Origin of the sequence: Nocardia otitidiscaviarum NBRC 14405, assembly GCF_000308635.1 — a bacterium.
GTDB lineage: Bacteria > Actinomycetota > Actinomycetes > Mycobacteriales > Mycobacteriaceae > Nocardia > Nocardia otitidiscaviarum.
On record NZ_BAGD01000081.1, the window covers coordinates 41,602 to 60,163 of the forward strand.

An 18,562-nucleotide genomic window follows, 5' to 3' on the forward strand; every position below is an offset into this window, starting at 1 on the left:
GAGAAAGGCAGACCGATGCTGACCACCGAACAACTCCGCGCGGCCATGATCGCCAGCGCCGGTGAGGACGAATCCATCACCCTGGACGGCGATTTCGCGTCCAGGGACTTCGCCGAACTCGGCTTCGACTCACTGGCCCTGATGGAGACCTGTGCCCACCTCAAACGCGCGCACGGCATCGTGATCCCCGACGAGACCCTGTGGGACCTGACCACCCCCGACCAGTTGATGCGCTGGGTCAACGGTGCCCCGGCATGAGTGCCCGCTCCCGTGTCGTCTTCCTGTTCCCCGGCCAGGGCGCACAGCATCCGCGCATGGCCGCCGATCTCTACGGCGTCGACGAGGCGTTCACGGGCACCATGGACGCGGCATTCTCGGTTCTCGACGACCCCGCCCTGCGAAAAATCTGGCTGCGCCCCGATCCCGGACCGCTGTTCCACGACATCACCCGTGCGCAGCCTTTGCTGCTGGCGGTGAACTGCGCGCTCGCCAGCACCGTCATGGCCGCGGGCATCCACCCGGACGCTGTGCTGGGGCACAGTGTCGGTGAGATCGCCGCCGCCGTCGTCGCCGACGTCCTCGACTTCACCGACGCCCTCGCACTGTTGGCCGATTTCGTGCGGCATTATCGCCATGCTCCCGCGGGCGGCATGCTCGCCGTGGCCGCCGATCCGGAATCGGTGCGGGAGCGGCTCACCGGGCTGCCCGACGTGGTGATCGGGGCGGTCAACGGCCCCCGGCAGGTACTGGTGTGCGGTGGCAACGACGGACTGCAAGCCGCCCGGCAACGACTGCGTGCGGATGGCATCACCTGCGCGGATGTCCATGCGCTGCAACCGTTCCACAGCCCGCTCATGAATACCGTGGCACCGGATGCCACGTTGGGTGCGGCCCGTGGACGGCTGTCCGCCGGCCTGCGCGCCCCGCGCCAGCCCATGTACTCAGGATACCTCGGCGGCCTCTTGGACCCGGCCCACGCCACCGACCCCGAATTCTGGCTGACCCAGCCGGCCCGGCCGGTGCTGTTCGGACCGGCGCTGCGCGCTGTCCTCGCCGACGGGCCGTGCACCTTCGTCGAAACCGGTCCCGGCCAATCCCTGTCCGCACTGGCCCGACGCACCGCTCCGGTCGCCGCCGGGGACAGCCGCTGTATCGCGCTGCTGCCGCCACGGCGACTACCGCCCGGTGCCGACCGCAGCGCGCTGGCCGCCGCGCTCGACCGGCTCGGCGCCCCGATCACGACCGCCGCCTCCGGCCGGAAGGAATGACCGATGCCCCCCACAGCCGACCTGAACACCCTCGCGGACCGCCTGACCGGGCCGGTCGTCCGGCCGGGCGATCCCGGCTACGACCGCGCGCGGCGCGTCTGGAACGGCATGATCGACCGCCATCCGCTGGCCATCGTCAAGGCCGCCTCCGTCGCCGACGTGCGGGCCGCGGTGATCTGGGCGCGCGCCGCCGCGATCCCGGTCGCGGTGCGTTGCGGCGGCCACTCCATGGCCGGTCACTCCACCTGCGACGATGGCCTCGTCATCGATTTGCGTGCGCTGTCCGCGGTATCCGTCGACCCGGAGGCCATGGTGGCCCACGCGCAGGGCGGGTGCCTGCTCGGCGCCTACGACACCGCGACCCAGGCGTACATGCTCGCCACCCCGGCGGGCGTGGTCTCCCACACCGGTCTGGGCGGTCTGGTCCTCGGCGGCGGATTCGGCTGGCTGAGCCGCAAATACGGGCTGTCGATCGACAACCTGAGGTCGGCGCAGGTCGTGCTGGCCACCGGCGAACAGGTCACCGCGAGCGCGACCGAACACCCGGACCTGTTCTGGGGGCTGCGTGGCGGCGGCGGCAACTTCGGCATCGTCACCGAATTCGAGTTCGCGCTGCACCGGGTGGGACCGATCCGATTCTTCTGCGGCTACTTCACCCTCGACGACGCCCGCCACGTCCTGACCACCTGGCGCGACCGGATGCCCACGGCGCCCGAGGAACTCACCTGGGTGTTCTATCTGCGACTCGCGCCGCCGCTGCCGGAGATCCCGAAGCGGCTGTGGGGCACGCCGGTGTTGTGCTCGATGGCCTGCTGGGTCGGCAACCCGGTCGACGGCGAGGCCGCCATCGACGAGATCATCGCGCTGGCGCCCTGCCACGGCGTCACCAAGGCGACCCTCCCCTATCGCGGCGTCCAAGCCTACGCCTTTCCAGGAGCCGTTGTCCCCGAACGTATCTGCACCAAGAGCGGATACGCGGCCGCGTTGCCCGACGCGTTGATCGAGCAGGTGCTGCAGCACGGCAGCCGGATCACCTCGCCGTTCTCACAACTGGAGTTGCTGTACCTCGGCGGCGCCGTGGCACGCGTGCCCGCCGACGCCACCGCCTATCACAACCGCGACCTGCCGTACGTGCTCAGTTTCGCCGCGGCCTGGAACGATCCCGCGCAGGACACGGCCAATGTCGCCTGGGCGCGCGACGGGTACGCCGCCGTCGCGGGATTCCTGTCCGGCGGCTACGTCAACTTCATGAATCCCGAGGAGGACGACCGCACCGCGGACTCCTACGGACAGGCCAAGTACCGTCGTCTCCGAGAGATCAAGGCCACCTACGATCCCGACAATTTCTTCCGGCTCAACCCGAACATCCTGCCCGCCACCCCGACCGGCGCGGTGGCGCCGCGATGACGGCCGCCCCCGAACGGCCCACGCCGGTATGCGACTTCCCCGTCGCTCAACCGGAGGCGCTGCAGGTCGAAACGGTCTTCGCCGCGCTGCGGTCCCGCTCGCCGATCGTCCGCGTACGGCTGCCGTTCGAGGGTTGTGCCTGGTTGCTCACCCGCTACCGCGACATCCGCGCCGTCTTCGCCTCGCCGGACTGCCGCCGCGAGGCCAGCACCGATCCCGCGACACCGCGCATCCTGCCCCGCGCCGGAGCCGAGGGGCTGCTGATGTCTCTGGACGCACCCGAGCACGCCCGGTTGCGCGGGGTGGTGGCGTCCTGGTTCACCGCCCGCCGGGTCGAAGCGCTGCGTCCGGCCACCCATCGGGCCGCGCGCGCGCTGATCGCCGAGATGCGGACGGCCGGGCGCGCCGAACTCGTCGGACAGTTCGCCCAGCCGCTCTCGGCGATCGTGATCGGCGACCTGCTCGGCGTGCCCCGCGCGGACCGGAGCCGATTCCGGGGATGGAGCGAGACGATGCTCTCGGCCACCGCGGCCACCCCCGAGCAGGTCGAGTCCGCGGCCCGCGAACTCGGCGACTACTTCGACCACCTCGTCGACGAGCGTGTCGAACGACCGCGCGACGACCTGATCGGAGCGATGGTCGCCGGTGCACAGGCCGGTCGCCTCACCCGCGGTGAGGTGGTGGCGCTGGCCACCGACCTGCTCGTCGCCGGATTCGAGACGACCTCGGCACAGCTCACCAACTCGGTCTACACCGTGGCGACGCGACCCGATTCCTGGCGGTGGCTCGCCGACGATCCGAACCGTATCGCCCCGGCGGTCGAGGAGTTGTTGCGCGTGCTCCCACTCGGCGCGGGCGGCTTCCGCGCCCGCGTCACCGCCGCACCGATCACCCTGGGATCCGACACCGCGGCCCCGGTCACCATCGCGACCGGTGAGGTCGTCATCGCGCCCACCATCGCCGCCAACACCGATCCGACCGTCTTCGCAGACCCGCTGGCCGTCCGACTGGACCGAGAACGCAACCGCCACCTCACCTTTGGACACGGCGCACACCATTGCCTGGGCGCGCAACTGGCTCGGATGGAGCTCACCGTCGCGCTCACCGAACTGGTGTCGGCCTTCCCCGACCTGAGGCTGGCGATACCCGAGCGCGACCTGCGGTGGCGATCGGGCATGCAGGTGCGCGGTCCACACGCCCTCCCCCTGACCTGGTGACCTCCGACAGGCGTATCCGTTCGAGAAAGGCTCGTAGCCATGGGATTGACCATTCGACTCGATAACCGCGTCAGCCTCGATCAGGTGGCCCGCGCCGCGCTCGACCGGCGGCCCGTGGACCTCGACGACCGCTCCTGGCATCGCGTCGCCGAATCCCGGTCACTGCTGGACGAATTCGTCGCCGACGGCCGGATCATCTACGGGGTGACCACCGGAGTCGGCGGATTCGCCGACCGCTTCGTCCCCGCCGCCGACGCACAGCGGTTGCAGGAGAACCTGATCCGGGCCGTCGCCACCAATGTCGGGGCCTATCTCGACGAGGACACCACCCGCGCCATCATGATCACCCGCATCGTCTCGCTGTCGCTGGGCAACTCGGCCATCCGGCCGGAGAACCTCCGTATCTACATCGCCATGCTGAATGCCGATGTGGTCCCCTGCATTCCGGAGAAGGGTTCGCTGGGCACCAGCGGCGACCTCGGTCCGCTCGCCTATATCGCGATGGTCAGCATCGGGCAGTGGAAAGCCCGCTACCGGGGTGAGATCCTCGACGGCGGCGAGGCCCTGCGCCGGGCCGGGATCACCCCGGCCCGGCTGGGCTACAAGGAGGGCCTGGCCATGATCAACGGCACCGCCGGGATGGTGGGCATCGCCCTGCTCACCTACCGGTCCGCGCGGCGGCTGGTCGAGCTGTACCACGTGATCTCCGCGCTCGCCATCGAGGGCCTCGCGGGCATCGTGGACCCGTTCGACCCGCGGGTACACGCCGTCAAGCCGCATCGCGGCCAGGCGCGGGCCGCCGCCCGCATCCATCGCGGACTGCGCGACTCCGGATTGGCGCGCTCCGAACGCGATATCGAGGCGATCCTCGCCGCCCGGCGGGACGGCGCGGCGGGGAACACGGCCACCGGCGCGCGGATGGCGATCGAGGACGCCTACTCCATTCGCTGCACGCCGCAGATCCTGGGCCCCGTACTCGACAGCCTGGACTGGATCGAAACAACGGTCGAGAACGAACTCAACTCCACCAGCGACAATCCCATCGTGCTGCCCGATGTCGGGGAAGCCTTCCACAACGGGCACTTCCACGGCCAGTACATCGCCATGGCCATGGATCACCTGGGCATCGCCCTCACCACCGTGACCAACCTCGCCAACCGGCGCGTCGATCGGTTCCTCGACCAGTCCAACAGCAATGGCCTGCCGCCGTTCCTGTGCCGGGAGGATCCCGGACTCCGGCTGGGTCTCATGGGCGGGCAGTTCATGACCGCGTCCGTGACGGCCGAGACCCGTACCCTCACCGTGCCCGTCTCCATCCAGTCGCTGACCAGCACCGCCGACTTCCAGGACATCGTGTCCTTCGGATTCGTCGCGGCCCGGCGGGCGAAGGAGATTCTGCGCAACGCGGCCTATGTGATCGCGTTCGAATTGCTGTGTGCCTGTCAGGCCGTGGACATCCGGGGCGCGGACGGTCTCAGCTCGTGGACGCGCCCACTGTACGAACGGGTTCGCGCCATCGTGCCGTATCTGGACAGGGACATCACCATCACCGACCACCTGGAGGCCCTCGCGGAGTTCTTGCTCAGCGAGGAGGCGGGCGACTTCGCCGGACTGCCCAGCGACGACGAGGAGTACCGCGATGACCGCATCGCCGAACATGTCTGAGCCGCAGCGGATCACCGATATAGTCGAACGGTGGCGCAGGGCCGAGGCGACCGGCGACTCGGAATCGCTCGACGCGCTGCTGGCCGACGACTTCCTCGGCATCGGCCCCATGGGGTGGATGCGGACGAAGGCGCAATGGCTGGACAAGTACCGCACGGGCGCGGTGCGCAACGACGCCTTCGAACTGTCCGACCTCCACTGCAGACCGCTGGGGAGCGCGACACTGGTGGTGGCGCATCAGTCGCAGCGTGGCGTGAACGGCTCGGCCGACACCAGCGGTGAGTTCCGGTTCTCGCTGACCGTGGCCGGGGAGCGGATCCGCTCGATCCACGTCACCCGGATCATCCCACCGCGCTAGGCTCTTCCCGCTCGCGTAGCGCGAACCGGCGCACCTTGCCGCCCGGCGTTTTCGGCAGCGAATCCACCAGTTCGACATAGTGGGGCACCTGGTCGGCCCGCAATCGGTCGGCGCACCAGCGCCGCAGCTCGGCGATCAGCGCACTCGACTCGGTCTCGGGCACCGAGCGGGCCGGTACCACGAAGGCCTTGATCCGACTCATGGCCGCCGCGCGGACGGCCACCACGGCCACCTCGGCCACGAGCGGATGCGCCATGAGCGCGGATTCGATGACATGAGCCGACACCCACAGTCCGCCGATCTTCATGAGGTCGTCGAGCCGGCCCAGGTACCAGTAGCGGCCGTCCACCACCCGGAAACAGTCTCCGGTTCGGAACCAACTGCCCTGGAACGCTTCTCGGGTCGCGTCCTGATTCCGCCAGTAGCTGTCGAAGGTGCTCGGTCCCCGCACCCACAGCTCGCCCGCTCCGGGCTCCGGCGTACCCGGATGCGGACGCAGGTCGAGTTCGTAGCCGGGGACCGGCCGACCGGCCGAACCGGCGACCACGTCGCCCGGTCGATTGCTGCAATAGATGTGCAGCATCTCGGTCGAACCGATGCCGTCGAGGATCTCCAGCCCGAACGCGTCGCGCCAGCGTTCCCAGACCGGCGCCGTCAGCGGCTCGGCCGCCGACACGCACAGCCGCAGCGATTGGAAACGCTCTGCGCCGCTGCGGTGTCGGAGCATGGCGTGGTAGAGCGCGGGTACCGAGAACAAGACCGTCGGCCGGTGCCTAGCGATGGTCCGGGTGATCCCCTCGGGACCGGGCTTGCCCCGCAGGTACGCCACCGAGGCGCCGTGCCACAGCGGGAACAGCAGGCCACCGCCGAGTCCGTAGGCGTGGAACAGCTTGGCGGTGGAGAAGAACACGTCGCCGGATCGCACGCCGAGCACCCGACCGGCGTAACCGTCACAGCTTCCGGCGATATCGCGATGCAGGTGCACCACCGCCTTCGGACGCCCCGTCGACCCGGAGCTGTAGAGCCAGAAGGCGGCGTCCTCGCCGTCGATGCGGATGGGCGGCAACCCGATGTCCAGATCGCCGGGTGGCGGCGCGATCAGCCCCTCGCCCGTGACGATCTGGCACGGACCGACGCCGTCGACCCGATCGGTCACGCGGACGCGGGCTCCGCTGTGCTCGACGGCATAATCGGCCAGATCCGCCCACGGGTTGACCGGCACCGGCACCGCGCCGATGCGCACGGCGCCCAGGAATGCCGCGACGAACTCGACGGAATCGTCGAGTTCCACCACGATCCGGTCCTCCTGTCGCAGGCCCAGCGTCCACAACCGCCACGCGGCGATCCGGATCAGGCGCAGTAGTCGCAGGTAGCTGACCTGCCCGTCATCGGTCCAGATGGCGGGACGCGCACCGTCCCCGCGGGCGACGACTCGATCGACGATGGTGACCAGGGGTGCCGCGTGGGCCACGTCGTCCGCGTTGTCCGGAATCGCATTCACCGCATCAGTACCCGATACCCGCTTCGAGACCCCTTCGAGGATCGATCGAGCTTCAGGCCAGGTGCAATACGCGAGCGGTCGCGATGAGACTGGTCCGGCTCGACACGCCGAGCAGTTCCCGCACCCGCGTCACGTCGCGGCGAATCGTCTTGACACTCACGTTCAGCCGAACCGACAGCTCCTCATCTGTATTGCCGTCCACCACACCGCGCAGCACGCGCAACCGGCGGGATGCGGGCCGAGCACCCGTGGATTCCGGTGTGAGGCCGTCACATCGGGTGCGGACCACCACTCCCTCCAGGTCGTGGTGGAGCACGCCGAGACGTCCGTCGTCGATCACGACGCCGCGCACGTCGCTGGCGGAGTGCACGACCAACGCGATATCGCGCTCCCGCAGCCATTGCTGCAGCTCGGCGTTCTCCGCCGCCGCGACGAACGCCCGGGACCAGACACTCGTCACCGGAAGCCCTTTCAGCCGTGCGTATTCGACGATGCTCCGCACCGCCTGCGTCGAGCCCAGCAGTGGCCGGGCGTGGTACACTGTAAGATTTCGCTCGGCCATGGTGACCGCGGTTTCGGTCAATGCCGTGAAACAGTCGACGCTGACCGCGATGTGCTGGGTGACCGACTGCAGCGCCGCACGCTGGAGTGCGTGCGCGACGGTTTCGGGCTCGACCAGTTCCGCCAAGTCGACCTCGGGAATCTCGTCCGCCATGGCCAGCAGCGCCAGCCGCCCCAGGGCCAGCAGCGGGCTGGTGGCCCGGACCGCGCCGGCCGTATCGCGGGAGTCGTCCACCAATCGGTGGAATCGTAGGTACTCCAGTGCCCTGTCGACATCACGCTCCGACCGCCCGATCGAGGGTGAGATCGCGGTAACCGGCACGCGGCGCTCGTCACGGATGAACCGGTAGACGGGGCCGACGGCCGCCCCACCGTAGGGGATCGCGGGGGTCATACCGCGGGAAGCCTACTGAACATCACGGGCCGTGACCACTTCCGGACACTAAATAGCCTTCCGATTGCCATTCGCCTCCAATTATTTCCGAACGGAAGTGAATCCATGTCTGCATGTGGCCGAAACAACAGCGTCCGGTTGCGAGGCCACGCCCCATCCAGTCAATCTTGACCACATTCGAGGGGATTCCAGATCAGCGCCGATTCGGGGGATTCCAGATACTTACCTGGAGGTTTTGCGTGAAGCTGCTCGAGGGAGGACTAACCGCGGAGCCCACCGGCTTGGCGGTACGATTGCTGGGCCCGGTGCGACTCGGGGCCGGGCGAGCCGAGGCGACGCTCTCGCCCAAGGTTCGCCAAGTATTAGCCGTCCTGGCGCTGCGGCCCGGGACAGTGGTAACACACGACACGCTGATCGCCGAGCTCTGGGCCGAGGATCCGCCACGCAGCGCCACCACCACCATGCAGACCTACATCTACCAGCTGCGCCAGGCCATCGACGGCCTCGACGGGCGGGAGAGCGGCGGGCGGGTGCTCAGAACCGAATCGCCGGGATACTCGCTGTGTGAGGACATCGTCGCTATCGACCTCGCCCGCTTCCGCGCCCTGGCCGCCAAGGCCAGGGCGCACCTGTATGACGATCCGGAGATCACCGTATCGCTGGTCCGCCGGGCACTCGGCCTCGTGCACGGCGACCCGATGATGGATGTCGCTCTCGGGCAGGTGCTCACCGCGAGCGCGGTCCGGCTCGGCGAGGAGATCATGGCCGCACAGCAACTCGCCATCGAAGCCCAGATGCGGCTGGCCCGGTACAGCGAGGTCATCGTCGAACTGCACGAGCTGTGCGGGCGGTATCCGCTGCGGGAGTGGTTCCACTACCAACTGATGGACGCCCTGGCCCGGACCGGCCGACGGGTGGAGGCACTCGAGGTCTACGCGGAGTTGCAGCGACAGCTGCGCGGCGAACTCGGGATCGACCCGTCGCAGTCGTTCCAGCGCCTGCACATGCAGATCCTCAGCGGCGCGGACGACGATCCCGGACTGCCGGGATCACGACCGGCGTGACCGCCCGGTCGACCGGGGTGCGTGGACAACGCTGGCGTCGTCGCCGCGCACCACCCGTTCGACCAGTTCCGGTCGCAGCGCGCGCACCCGCGCCTGGTTGACATACCCCTTGTCGGTGATCTCCCCCGCCGCTGGATCCGGTGCGGTGGTCGCGACGACCACCCGCTCGATCCGTTGCGAACTGCCCGCGTCGACGGCCACTACGGCGAGGACATCGCGTAGCCGGGCGCGCACGGAATCGTCTGCGGCGCACCCGGATTCCAACCAGACGATCGCCGAGACGACCGCACTGTCGTGACCACAGAGCACGACGTGGCGGATCAGCCCGCGGCCGGCCGCGAGAAGCCGTGCGCGAACCGTCGCCGTATCGACGAAGGTACCCGACGACAACTTGAAGTCCTCGGCGAGCCTACCGTCGAAACGCATGCCCGCGCTGGGATTCTCGGGCTCCACGAGCGTCCCGGCATCACCGGTGCGCAGCCAGCCGTCGGTGTCGACGGCTGGCCGTTCGCCGTCGACGGTGAGGTAGCGGGTGGCCACATTGGGTCCGCGAACGGCGATCTCGGACTTCCCGCCCGCGCCCGGATCGCGCAACACCAGGTCGACACCGGGGAGCGGAACGCCGATATTGCGCGCGTCGTCGGTGTGGAAGTGCGCGGAGGTGCAAGCGGGGCTGGTCTCGGTCAGACCCCACGACGATGTGAGAACCGCCGACGATCCGCTGTACCGGCGGACCAAGGCGCGCAGCCGTTCCCACACGCCCTGCTCCATACCGGCGCCGGCGCAGCAGATCAGATCCAGTCCGGCGAGGAACCGGCGCGCCGTCGACGAGTCCGCCTCCAATCGTTCGACGAGTCGCGAGTACCCGAGGGGCACCGAGAAATACAGATTCGGCCGGGCGGCGCACACGGTGGCGATCGTCCGGTCGACGTGGTCGGGGGTGGCGTCGTCGAGCCAGTAGGTGCCGCCATTGCCCAGGACGAGGTTCAGATTGTGGTTGCCGCCGAAGGTGTGGCTCCACGGCAGCCAGTCGACCAGCACCGGCGGTTCAGTATTCACGAACGGCCAGATCTGGCGCAGCTGTTGCTGATTGGCCGACAGCATGCCGTGCGTATTGACGACCCCCTTCGGGTGACCGGTCGAACCGGAGGTGAACATGATCTTCGCGACCGTATCCGCGCCTACCCGCCGACGAGCGTCCGACACCGCGTCTGTGGCGGGGCGGGCGAAACGCGCACATTCGATCATGCCGTCCACCGGAACGGCGCTCAGCCCGAGGCGAGCACCGATCGCCCGCACGGCGGGCAGGTACTCGGCGGACTCCGCGAAGACGACTTCCGGGCGCACCATCGCCGTCATGGCCTGCAAGCGCTGCCGGGACACGGCCTTCAGCGAGTGGGCCGGACTGATCGGGACGACCGGCAGCCCGATCGACTGCGCGGCCAGGCTCACGACGAGATGACTCGCGCTCGGCCCGGACAGAATGACCACCGCACCGCCGACATCCGCGTCCAGCAGCCCCTGCGCCAGGTCGGCAACCATCCGACCGATATCGCCCCACGTGTACGTGCGCCGGGTGCGGCCGTCGGGCACCACCAGCAGCGGTCGCTCGGGATGGCGGGCGCACCCCGCGGCGAAGTCGTGCAGCACACTCACCGAATGCGCTCGCAGGGGATCGACCGACCGCAGCATCCGGGTACCGGCGGCCGTGCGGACAGCATGGACTGCCGGCGTAGGCAGGTGATGTGGCTTCGTCACGTCCCGAGCGTCTCCTCGGTTCTTCGAGAGGAGGTCGAGAGCCGGACGAGACGGGCTCACGGTGACTCCCGATCGCGCTGAGCGGGCAAGGCCGCGGCGACGAGCGCGACCACGATCATGATGGCCGCGATGGCGTAGAAGGCGCGGTTGTAGGCGTCGAGCAGGACGCCCGGGCCGCCGCCGTGCGCACCGGCGACGGTGATCAGGGCGGCCAGGCCGAGCGCACCGCCGACCTGTTTGGCGGTGTTCATCACGCCCGAGGCCGCTCCCGCGTCCGCGGTGGGCACACCGGCGGTCACCGCCGTGGTGATCGGGGTGTTGAGCAGGCCGCTGCCGATGCTGAAGACAATGGCGGGACCGAGTATTCCGAGCACGTAGCCGCTGTCCACGCTGAGCTGGGCCTGCCACCAGAATCCGGCCGCGGCGAGCAGCGAGCCTACCGTGATCAGCACACGGCCGTCGACGCGACGCATCAGCCACGGAGTCGCACGCGCGCCCACCAGGATGGCGACCACGGTGTGCGGCAGGAAGGCCAGACCGGTCAGCAACGGACTGTAACCGAGGACGTTCTGCATCGACAGGGTCAGGAAGAACCACATCGGATTCAGGCTGGCCCCGGCCAGCAGCATAGCCACATTGCCCACCGCGACCGAGCGAATAGTGAACAGGCGCAACGGGATCAGCGGAGCCACCGCCACCCGCGCCTCCACGGCCAGGAACACGACGAGCAGGGCCACCCCCGCTCCGATACCGGCGATCGACGCCGACGAGGCCCACCCCGACTCCGCCGCCGCGGCGACGCCGAAGGCGAGCGTGCCCAAACCGGCCGTAGCCAGCACCGCACCCACCACGTCCAATCGCGGCCGCGCCCCGCCCGGACGGTCGGCGGCCACATGGCGGGCGGTGAGCGCCACCGCCACCACCCCGATGGGCACATTGATCAGCAGTGTCGATCGCCACGACAGGAACTCGGTGAGCACGCCACCCACCAGATTGCCCGCGGTGCCGCCCGCGATTCCCACCGCCGTCCACGTCGCCAACGCCCGGGTGCGGGCGGGACCCTCGGGGAAGGTCGCGGTCAGAATGGTCAGGGTCGCGGGAGCCAGCACCGCCGCGCCCAACCCCTGCACCGCGCGCGCTGCCACCAGCGGTGCGGCCGAACCGGCGAGGCCACCGGCCAGGCTCGCCCCGGCGAACAGCACCAAGCCGGTGAGGAAGATCCGGCGGCGGCCGAACAGATCCGCCAGTCGACCGCCCAGCAGCAGGAACCCCGCGAAGGTCAGGGCGTACGCGTTGACCACCCACTGCAGACCGGTCTCGTCGAAACCGAGCGCGTCCCGGATCGACGGCAGCGCCACATTCACCACCGAGATGTCCAGCACCACCATGAACTGGGCCGCGCAGGCCACCGCCAGCACGACTTTCGCCGCACCGCTGGACTTCTCGGCTACACGATCCGCCTGGACATCAGGTTGGGCCATCCCCGCCTCCTGGCTTATACGCTTGTATCATATACACTTGTATCATACCGCTGCCGACAGCGAAAGGACCGCCGTGCCCCGGACCCCCGACCACGCGACTCGACGCGCCGAGATCGCCGACGCACTGGTCCGCGTCGCGAGCCGCGACGGGTTGCACGCGGTGACGATGCGATCGGTCGCGGCCGAGGCGCAGGTGTCACTGCGCTTGGTGCAGTACTACTTCCAGAACAAGGAGCAGTTGCTCATCGGCGCGCTCCAGCACCTGGAACAGCGCAGCCACCGCCGCTGGGCGCAGCGGCTCTCCGATCTCCCCGACCCACCCCCACCGCGCGCCGTCATCGAGGCGTTCCTGTTCGAAGCCCTGCCCACCGACGAGGCCAGCCGGGTATTCCATCTGCTCGGCACCTCCTACGCGGTGCTCGCCATGACCGATCCCCAACTCGCCGAACAGCCGTTCATCAGCGGTGTCGACCGGCTCGAGCAACAACTCGCCGCCACCCTCGCCGAGGCTCGCACGGCGGGCGAACTAGCCGAGCACATCGATGTCGCGATCGAGGCGACCCGACTGGTCACGCTGACCAACGGCTTGGGCACGAGCGTTCTGGTCGGACAACGCAGTGTGGACGATGCCGTCGCGGTGGTGCGCTACCACCTCGACGACCTGTTCACCACCGTGCGCGCACCCCGAGAAGCGAACAGTTGACCACGCCCTCGGACCCCGATGGCTACTTCGTCCGAATCGCCGACGATCGCTACAAACCGACCACGCGCGCGAGCGGGGCCTGGGATACGAACGAGCCGCATTTCAGCCCGCTGGGCGGTCTGGTCGTGCACGCCATGGATCGCCATCTGGCCGATCGAGGACGCACCACGTCGGCACTCAGCCGAATCGGTTTCGACATCCCGGGACGGCTCCCCTTGGACGAATGCAACATATCCGTCGAGCCGATTCGCAGCGGCCGCACCATCGAGTTACTGGAGGCGACCGTCCAGATCGCCGACCGTCCGGCCGTCCGGGCCCGCGCCTGGCTGCTCGCCCGCTACGACACCGCCGCGGTCACGGGGGACATGCCCGATCGCCTCCCCGCGCCCGAATCACTCGAGTGGATGTTCCCGAACGTCGACCTCACCGTCCACCTCTACCGTTCAGCCATCGACCGCTGGACCGGCCTGGACACCACCGTCACCTTCGGCCCCACCGGCCAGGGACTCACCAGTACCGTCCTGCACGACATCCATGGACCCGTCGGCACGGCACAGCAGCTCCTCACCGTTCGCCCGAGACGGTGAAAGCCCTGAGCGCGGCGAGTTTCCGACACCGGGGCCTGCCGATCGCCGCGGCGGCGATCGGCAGGCTCACCGGATCTCGCCGCGGCTACTACCGGTTGCGCAGGTAGGCGAAGCCTTCGAGATCATCGAGATTCTGTTGCGCGTAACCATTGTTGGCCTCCGAAGCCGCGGTAGCGGCGCCGATGGCGGCACCGACACCGGTGCCGATTCCCGCACCGACCGCGCCGCCGACGGTCGCACCGGCGGCTCCACCAATGAGCGCGCCCGCCGCCGCACCGGCCGGCGGGCCGACGATCGTACCGGCCACACCGACGATCGTGCCGCCGATGATCGCACCCGGAATACATCCGACGAGCAGGGCGGGCGCGCCGACCATGCATCCTGCCGCCATGCCGGCAGCAGCGCCGATCAGCGGTCCCGCCACCAGGCCCGCGGCGGTACCGACCGCGATCCCCGCGCCCGCGCCCGCCGCGCCGCCGATGGCGGCTCCCACGCCGGCTCCGGCCACGCCGCCGGTGACCGCACCGTCCACCGCGCCGTCGATGGTGGCCGCCTCGACGAGTTCACGGCGGCGCTCATGGACGAGGTCGGAGTATTCGGGGTCGATGACATTGGGGCTGAGCACACCATCGGTGCCCGGCACGAAATCGGTGCGCTCATCCTCCAGGTTCTCCCATGACGGGGGCACCGCCGGGGACGCACTCACGACGGGTGCGGCGTAGACGTTGTTCTGCGGCACCGGATCGGCATTCGCCATCGCGGGCAGGGCGGCGGTGGCGGCCACCGTAGCCAGGAGGGCGACGGACACGCGGGCAGAGCTTCTATTCATCAGATAATCCCTCACATCAGGTTTGCTGAAAGTTAGCCAGCTTCGGCGAGGCTACCTGGCGAATCCCGGAGCAGGAAGTAGCCACGCATTCACGTGATGGCAATCACGATTTGCCACCGTCGGCTATGTATCACACTCCCCCCGATCGTCGAATCATGTTGCACGCGTGAGCATTTACTCGCTTCAGCTCATCGACCCCCGGAGAGCCAGCGGACCTAAGTTATCCATAATTCCGCGCCGAATCGGAAGAATGGCGAGCAACGTTACCGATCATCGCGGTGGCATGTGTCACATACAGGCCGGGCACCCCATCACGCCGGCACATCACTCGACCGAATGCATCAATACGACCGGTCAGTTTCGGAAGTGCGCAGACCTTGGTGGCGATATCCGCATCTGTGCCATGACGCGAGACATGCGATCTCCGAATGGGCGGCAGGAATGCTGCGGCAATTGCTCACATTTCACGGAGATGTATCAGACCTTTCGGTGCGGTTAACGGCGTCGAGCCCCACCTGCAGGCAGTATGCGATGTTCGGCGTCCGCGCCCGTGGGCAACTGGTCGGATGCCCGGCGATGCGCGGTGATGTTGCCCCTCGCCCGTTAACGCTGCGCTCGGCGATTTCACCCGGTAACATCAAGCAGCGGTATCTAAATACGCTGCGGTCGAACATATTTGACGTGCCGGTGCAGGAAGTCGAGTCGAGCCTTGCGCTGGTCCCCCGGCCGCATGAAACAGGGAGTTCACCGTGGCGAGGTCCTATCGGCGCTCGAGCCAGGCAGTACTCACGCTCCTTGTCTCACGGCGCGAGCGGAGCGCGTCGACGGCGGTTTCGCTACCCGCACCATCGATCTGATCAGGTCGCCCCATCGACGGCGGACGACCGCCGCGGTGTCGGCCCGGGAAAGACACCGGCATCGCTGCGATCTCGTCGCCCCTACTCGCAGTGAGGAGATGTTCTTGCCGACGCAATCTCATCCGCACCACCTCGGCACCCGTGGACGCGACAGCGACGGCGGTGTGCGCCCGTGAGGCTGTACTCGTCGGAATTCGCGGCCGATCCCGGTGCCGCATACCAGGATCTGCGCTACCGCTACGGTGCGCTGGCACCGGCGGAGGTCGCCCCCGGGGTACCCGTCACGCTGGTGACCGGATATCGGGCGGCCCTGGACGTACTGACCGATCCGTCGCGTTTCCCGGCGGATCCGCGGCAGTGGCAGCAACGCGTCACCGGCGACTGCCCGGCCCTGCCCATGCTGCAGTGGCGACCCGACGCGATGCGCAGCGCGGGCAACGACCACGCCCGGTACCGACGCGCCGTCACCGACTGCCTCGACCGCGTGGACCCGTTCGCACTATCCATGACGGTCGAGCACGCCGCCGCCCGGCTGATCGACGGATTCTGTGAGTCCGGCTCCGCGGATCTGCTGAGCCGCTTCGCGATTCCGCTCACCGTCCAGGCGTTCAACCGCATCCTCGGGCTCGCCCCGGCGGCGGCGCAGGCCGCGTTCGACGCCCTCGCCCTGATGCGCGAGGCCACCGACGCGGCCACCGTCGACCACGGTGATCGGATGCTGCTCGCCGCCATGCGGGAGACGGTATCCGCCAAACACGCCGCCCCCGCCGGTGATGTGGCGTCCTGGCTGCTGAATCATCCTGCCGGACTGGACGATACCGAGGTGACGTACCAACTGGTCATGTTGTACGTGACCGGGTGTGAACCGACCTGGAATCTCATCGCCAACACCCTGCTGCTGCTGATGACCGACGACCGCTTCGGCGAGGAACTGCTCGCGGGGGCGTTGACCGCCCGCGATGCCATCGACGAGGTGCTCTTCGCCGACCCGCCGCTGGCCAACGCCTGTCCGCGCTTCCCACGGCAGATGCAGATCATCGGTGAGGCGATTCTGCCCGAACATCAGCCGGTGCTGGTCAGCCTGGCCGCCGGCAACAGCGACCCCGCCGTGGGCGGTGACCGCACCGGCAACCGCTCCCATCTGGCATGGGGCGCGGGTCCCCATCAGTGCCCGGCCCGCTCGCTGGCCATGGTCATCGTGCAGGAAGCGTTGGATCAGCTGCTCGACGCGCTCCCGGATATCGAACTCGCGGTGCCGCTGGAGGAGGTGCACTGGCGCGCGAGCGCCTTCCACCGCGCACCCGCCGCCGTCCCGACCCGCTTCCCACCCTCTCCCCCACTGTCCTACGTCCACACGTCCCCGTCGCTGCCCCACCTCTAGGAGCCGCGCGGCACGTCGTGCCCCGACGAGAGTTCCACAGGTTCGGCCCGACCGATCGGTCTCTCCCGCCTACGGCGAGAGGCCGATCACCTGGCCACGGCGCGATCAGAGCGACAACCGACACCTGGGGACTGGTGTTCTGATCGCCATCGTGGAGCGGACACCCCACCGCGGGCGCGGCCGAAACCGACACCCGGCGGGTCAGCGTTCCAGCTGTCCCGGAGTGCGAGTCCGGCGGCGGTATCGACCGGGCGATTCGGTGAATTCGCTCGCCCATGCTCGTTCGAACGCGCCGCGGGAGAGAAAACCCGACGCGAAGGCGACGTCGGCGACGGTCCGGTACGGCTCACGGGTGAGTCGCTCGCGTGCGCGTTGCAGCCTGATCGCCCGCAACAGCGCCGCCGGGCTGGTCTGTTGGCTCGCCAGCGCCCGCTCGAGTTGTCGGCGGGAGCATCCGAGCCGCTCCGCCAGGTAGCTGGGGGTCACGGTGGGATCGTCGGCGCATGCAGCGACGAGAGCCCGAGCGGCGGCGGCAATCTCGTCGTAGTGTCGGTCTTGCGACATCGTCTCGCCGATCAGGGCTTTCACCACGATATCGATGAGGTGTGAGCTGAGCTGGCCGAACTCCCAGGCCGTCAGCGTCTCTCGATTCGACGTCATCTCCTTGGTCATCGCCGCCACCGTGCCCAGCATCGCGGAGTGGCCGCGCAGACGCAGTGGCGGACGGTCCTTGATCTTGGGCGGCAGCACCTCCTCGGGGATGGTCACTATCCACGCGCGAGCACCGTCGCCGTGCTCGAGTCGCATCGGGCGTCCCCACGACATCAGGCCCAGCTGACCCGGCCGGAGCCGCACCGCCTCGCCACTCTGTGCGACCGCGAGTTCACCGGTTCGTGGAATCAGCAGCCGTGCACTGCACACCGGATCCCGCCGCAGTTGCGCGGCGTCCCTCACGTATCGCACCGGCCCGGAGGTGAAGTCGATGATCTGGAATCGGGTCGGCTGGTACGGCGCCAATCGCAGCACGTGGGTGTTGCCGATGAAATCGGTTGCGCTGCTGTCGAATCGAAAGTCGAGCGCACCGTGGTTCGCGCGCACATGTTCGGTCCAGAAGTCGCGCCTGTCGGCCGTCGAGACTTCTCGCGTGGAGCCGGTGACCGGCTCGTACCGCACCTCGTCCACTGGCAGCCCCCTGTACAACGTCCACGACTGTCGCAAAGCGAGGCAGATCCTGTCGCGCATCGAGGCGCGCGGACTGCCGTTGCCCTCATAGCTTCGGGTGAGCGTACCCGGCACTACGCCGAACGCGGATGAGTAGGGAGGGGGCCGATGATGGCCACGAACGACCACATCGTGGGCGACAGACTCGTTCGGACCAGCGTGTACTGATGCGAAGGGGGCATCAGTACACGCTCGAAGGGCGTCGGCGAGTGCCGACCACAGCACCTCGGTCGACGAAGACCGGGGTGCTAGCCCTCCCCACCGGCTCCATCCGGACGCGACGGCTTGCCACGCTGCCGGACAGAGCCGT

General features: G+C 68.7%; 16 protein-coding genes. 10 read left to right on the top strand and 6 right to left on the bottom strand.

Annotated features, from left to right (window positions below; all coding sequences use genetic code 11):
• The first annotated feature begins 15 nt into the window (after positions 1-15).
• The 6 genes from ON31_RS16740 to ON31_RS16765 are packed head-to-tail and all read left to right on the top strand — an operon-like array spanning position 16 to position 5,915.
• Positions 16-258, top strand: a complete 243-nt coding sequence (locus ON31_RS16740) for an acyl carrier protein (RefSeq protein ID WP_039814772.1) — start codon at positions 16-18, stop codon at positions 256-258.
• On the top strand, positions 255-1,268 hold the full coding sequence (locus ON31_RS16745) for an acyltransferase domain-containing protein (protein ID WP_039814774.1): 1,014 nt from the start codon (positions 255-257) through the stop codon (positions 1,266-1,268). Before ON31_RS16740 ends, ON31_RS16745 begins: the two co-directional genes overlap by 4 nt.
• 3 nt (positions 1,269-1,271) lie before the next feature.
• Entirely contained in the window at positions 1,272-2,675 is a 1,404-nt protein-coding gene (locus tag ON31_RS16750) for an FAD-binding oxidoreductase (protein ID WP_039814776.1), read from the top strand.
• Entirely contained in the window at positions 2,672-3,892 is a 1,221-nt protein-coding gene (locus ON31_RS16755; protein WP_039814777.1) for a cytochrome P450, read from the top strand. Before ON31_RS16750 ends, ON31_RS16755 begins: the two co-directional genes overlap by 4 nt.
• Before the next feature lie 39 nt (positions 3,893-3,931).
• The gene (locus ON31_RS16760) at positions 3,932-5,557 is read left to right on the top strand and encodes a phenylalanine aminomutase (D-beta-phenylalanine forming) (protein WP_051037372.1); all 1,626 of its coding nucleotides are present in this window, start codon (positions 3,932-3,934) and stop codon (positions 5,555-5,557) included.
• Positions 5,532-5,915, top strand: coding sequence for a nuclear transport factor 2 family protein (locus ON31_RS16765; RefSeq protein WP_218007336.1), 384 nt, complete (start codon positions 5,532-5,534; stop codon positions 5,913-5,915). The genes ON31_RS16760 and ON31_RS16765 overlap by 26 nt, the downstream gene beginning before the upstream one ends.
• Here the strand turns inward: ON31_RS16765 and ON31_RS16770 are convergent.
• Both ON31_RS16770 and ON31_RS16775 read right to left on the bottom strand, forming a co-directional pair.
• Entirely contained in the window at positions 5,899-7,416 is a 1,518-nt protein-coding gene (locus ON31_RS16770) for an AMP-binding protein (protein ID WP_218007337.1), read from the bottom strand. The two genes, ON31_RS16765 and ON31_RS16770, sit on opposite strands and share 17 nt — an antisense overlap.
• A 52-nt stretch (positions 7,417-7,468) precedes the next feature.
• Complete coding sequence (locus ON31_RS16775) at positions 7,469-8,371, bottom strand: helix-turn-helix transcriptional regulator (protein ID WP_039814781.1); 903 nt, start codon at positions 8,369-8,371, stop codon at positions 7,469-7,471.
• A gap of 281 nt (positions 8,372-8,652) precedes the next feature.
• Here ON31_RS16775 and ON31_RS37295 point away from each other — a divergent pair, with 281 nt between their 5' ends.
• Positions 8,653-9,435, top strand: a complete 783-nt coding sequence (locus tag ON31_RS37295) for an AfsR/SARP family transcriptional regulator (RefSeq protein ID WP_218007338.1) — start codon at positions 8,653-8,655, stop codon at positions 9,433-9,435.
• Here the strand turns inward: ON31_RS37295 and ON31_RS16785 are convergent.
• Together ON31_RS16785 and ON31_RS16790 are read right to left on the bottom strand one after the other, a co-directional pair.
• Positions 9,421-11,091 carry an AMP-binding protein gene (locus ON31_RS16785; protein ID WP_169335018.1) on the bottom strand — a complete coding sequence of 557 codons (1,671 nt, stop codon included), beginning with the start codon at positions 11,089-11,091 and terminating at the stop codon, positions 9,421-9,423. The two genes, ON31_RS37295 and ON31_RS16785, sit on opposite strands and share 15 nt — an antisense overlap.
• A 158-nt stretch (positions 11,092-11,249) precedes the next feature.
• Positions 11,250-12,674, bottom strand: coding sequence for an MFS transporter (locus tag ON31_RS16790; RefSeq protein ID WP_039814782.1), 1,425 nt, complete (start codon positions 12,672-12,674; stop codon positions 11,250-11,252).
• A 73-nt stretch (positions 12,675-12,747) separates the two neighbouring features.
• Between ON31_RS16790 and ON31_RS16795 the strand changes: the two genes are divergently transcribed.
• Entirely contained in the window at positions 12,748-13,377 is a 630-nt protein-coding gene (locus ON31_RS16795; protein WP_039814784.1) for a TetR/AcrR family transcriptional regulator, read from the top strand.
• Positions 13,374-13,964, top strand: coding sequence for an acyl-CoA thioesterase domain-containing protein (locus ON31_RS16800; RefSeq protein ID WP_039814786.1), 591 nt, complete (start codon positions 13,374-13,376; stop codon positions 13,962-13,964). The genes ON31_RS16795 and ON31_RS16800 overlap by 4 nt, the downstream gene beginning before the upstream one ends.
• Before the next feature lie 88 nt (positions 13,965-14,052).
• On the opposite strand, the gene ON31_RS34720 is transcribed toward ON31_RS16800, so the two are convergent.
• Complete coding sequence (locus ON31_RS34720; protein ID WP_115061589.1) at positions 14,053-14,772, bottom strand: hypothetical protein; 720 nt, start codon at positions 14,770-14,772, stop codon at positions 14,053-14,055.
• 1,050 nt (positions 14,773-15,822) lie between these two features.
• Between ON31_RS34720 and ON31_RS16810 the strand changes: the two genes are divergently transcribed.
• On the top strand, positions 15,823-17,031 hold the full coding sequence (locus ON31_RS16810; protein ID WP_051037375.1) for a cytochrome P450 family protein: 1,209 nt from the start codon (positions 15,823-15,825) through the stop codon (positions 17,029-17,031).
• A gap of 201 nt (positions 17,032-17,232) precedes the next feature.
• Here ON31_RS16810 and ON31_RS16815 read toward each other — a convergent pair whose 3' ends face one another.
• Positions 17,233-18,213 carry an AraC family transcriptional regulator gene (locus tag ON31_RS16815; RefSeq protein ID WP_051037376.1) on the bottom strand — a complete coding sequence of 327 codons (981 nt, stop codon included), beginning with the start codon at positions 18,211-18,213 and terminating at the stop codon, positions 17,233-17,235.
• Positions 18,214-18,562: the final 349 nt, after the last annotated feature.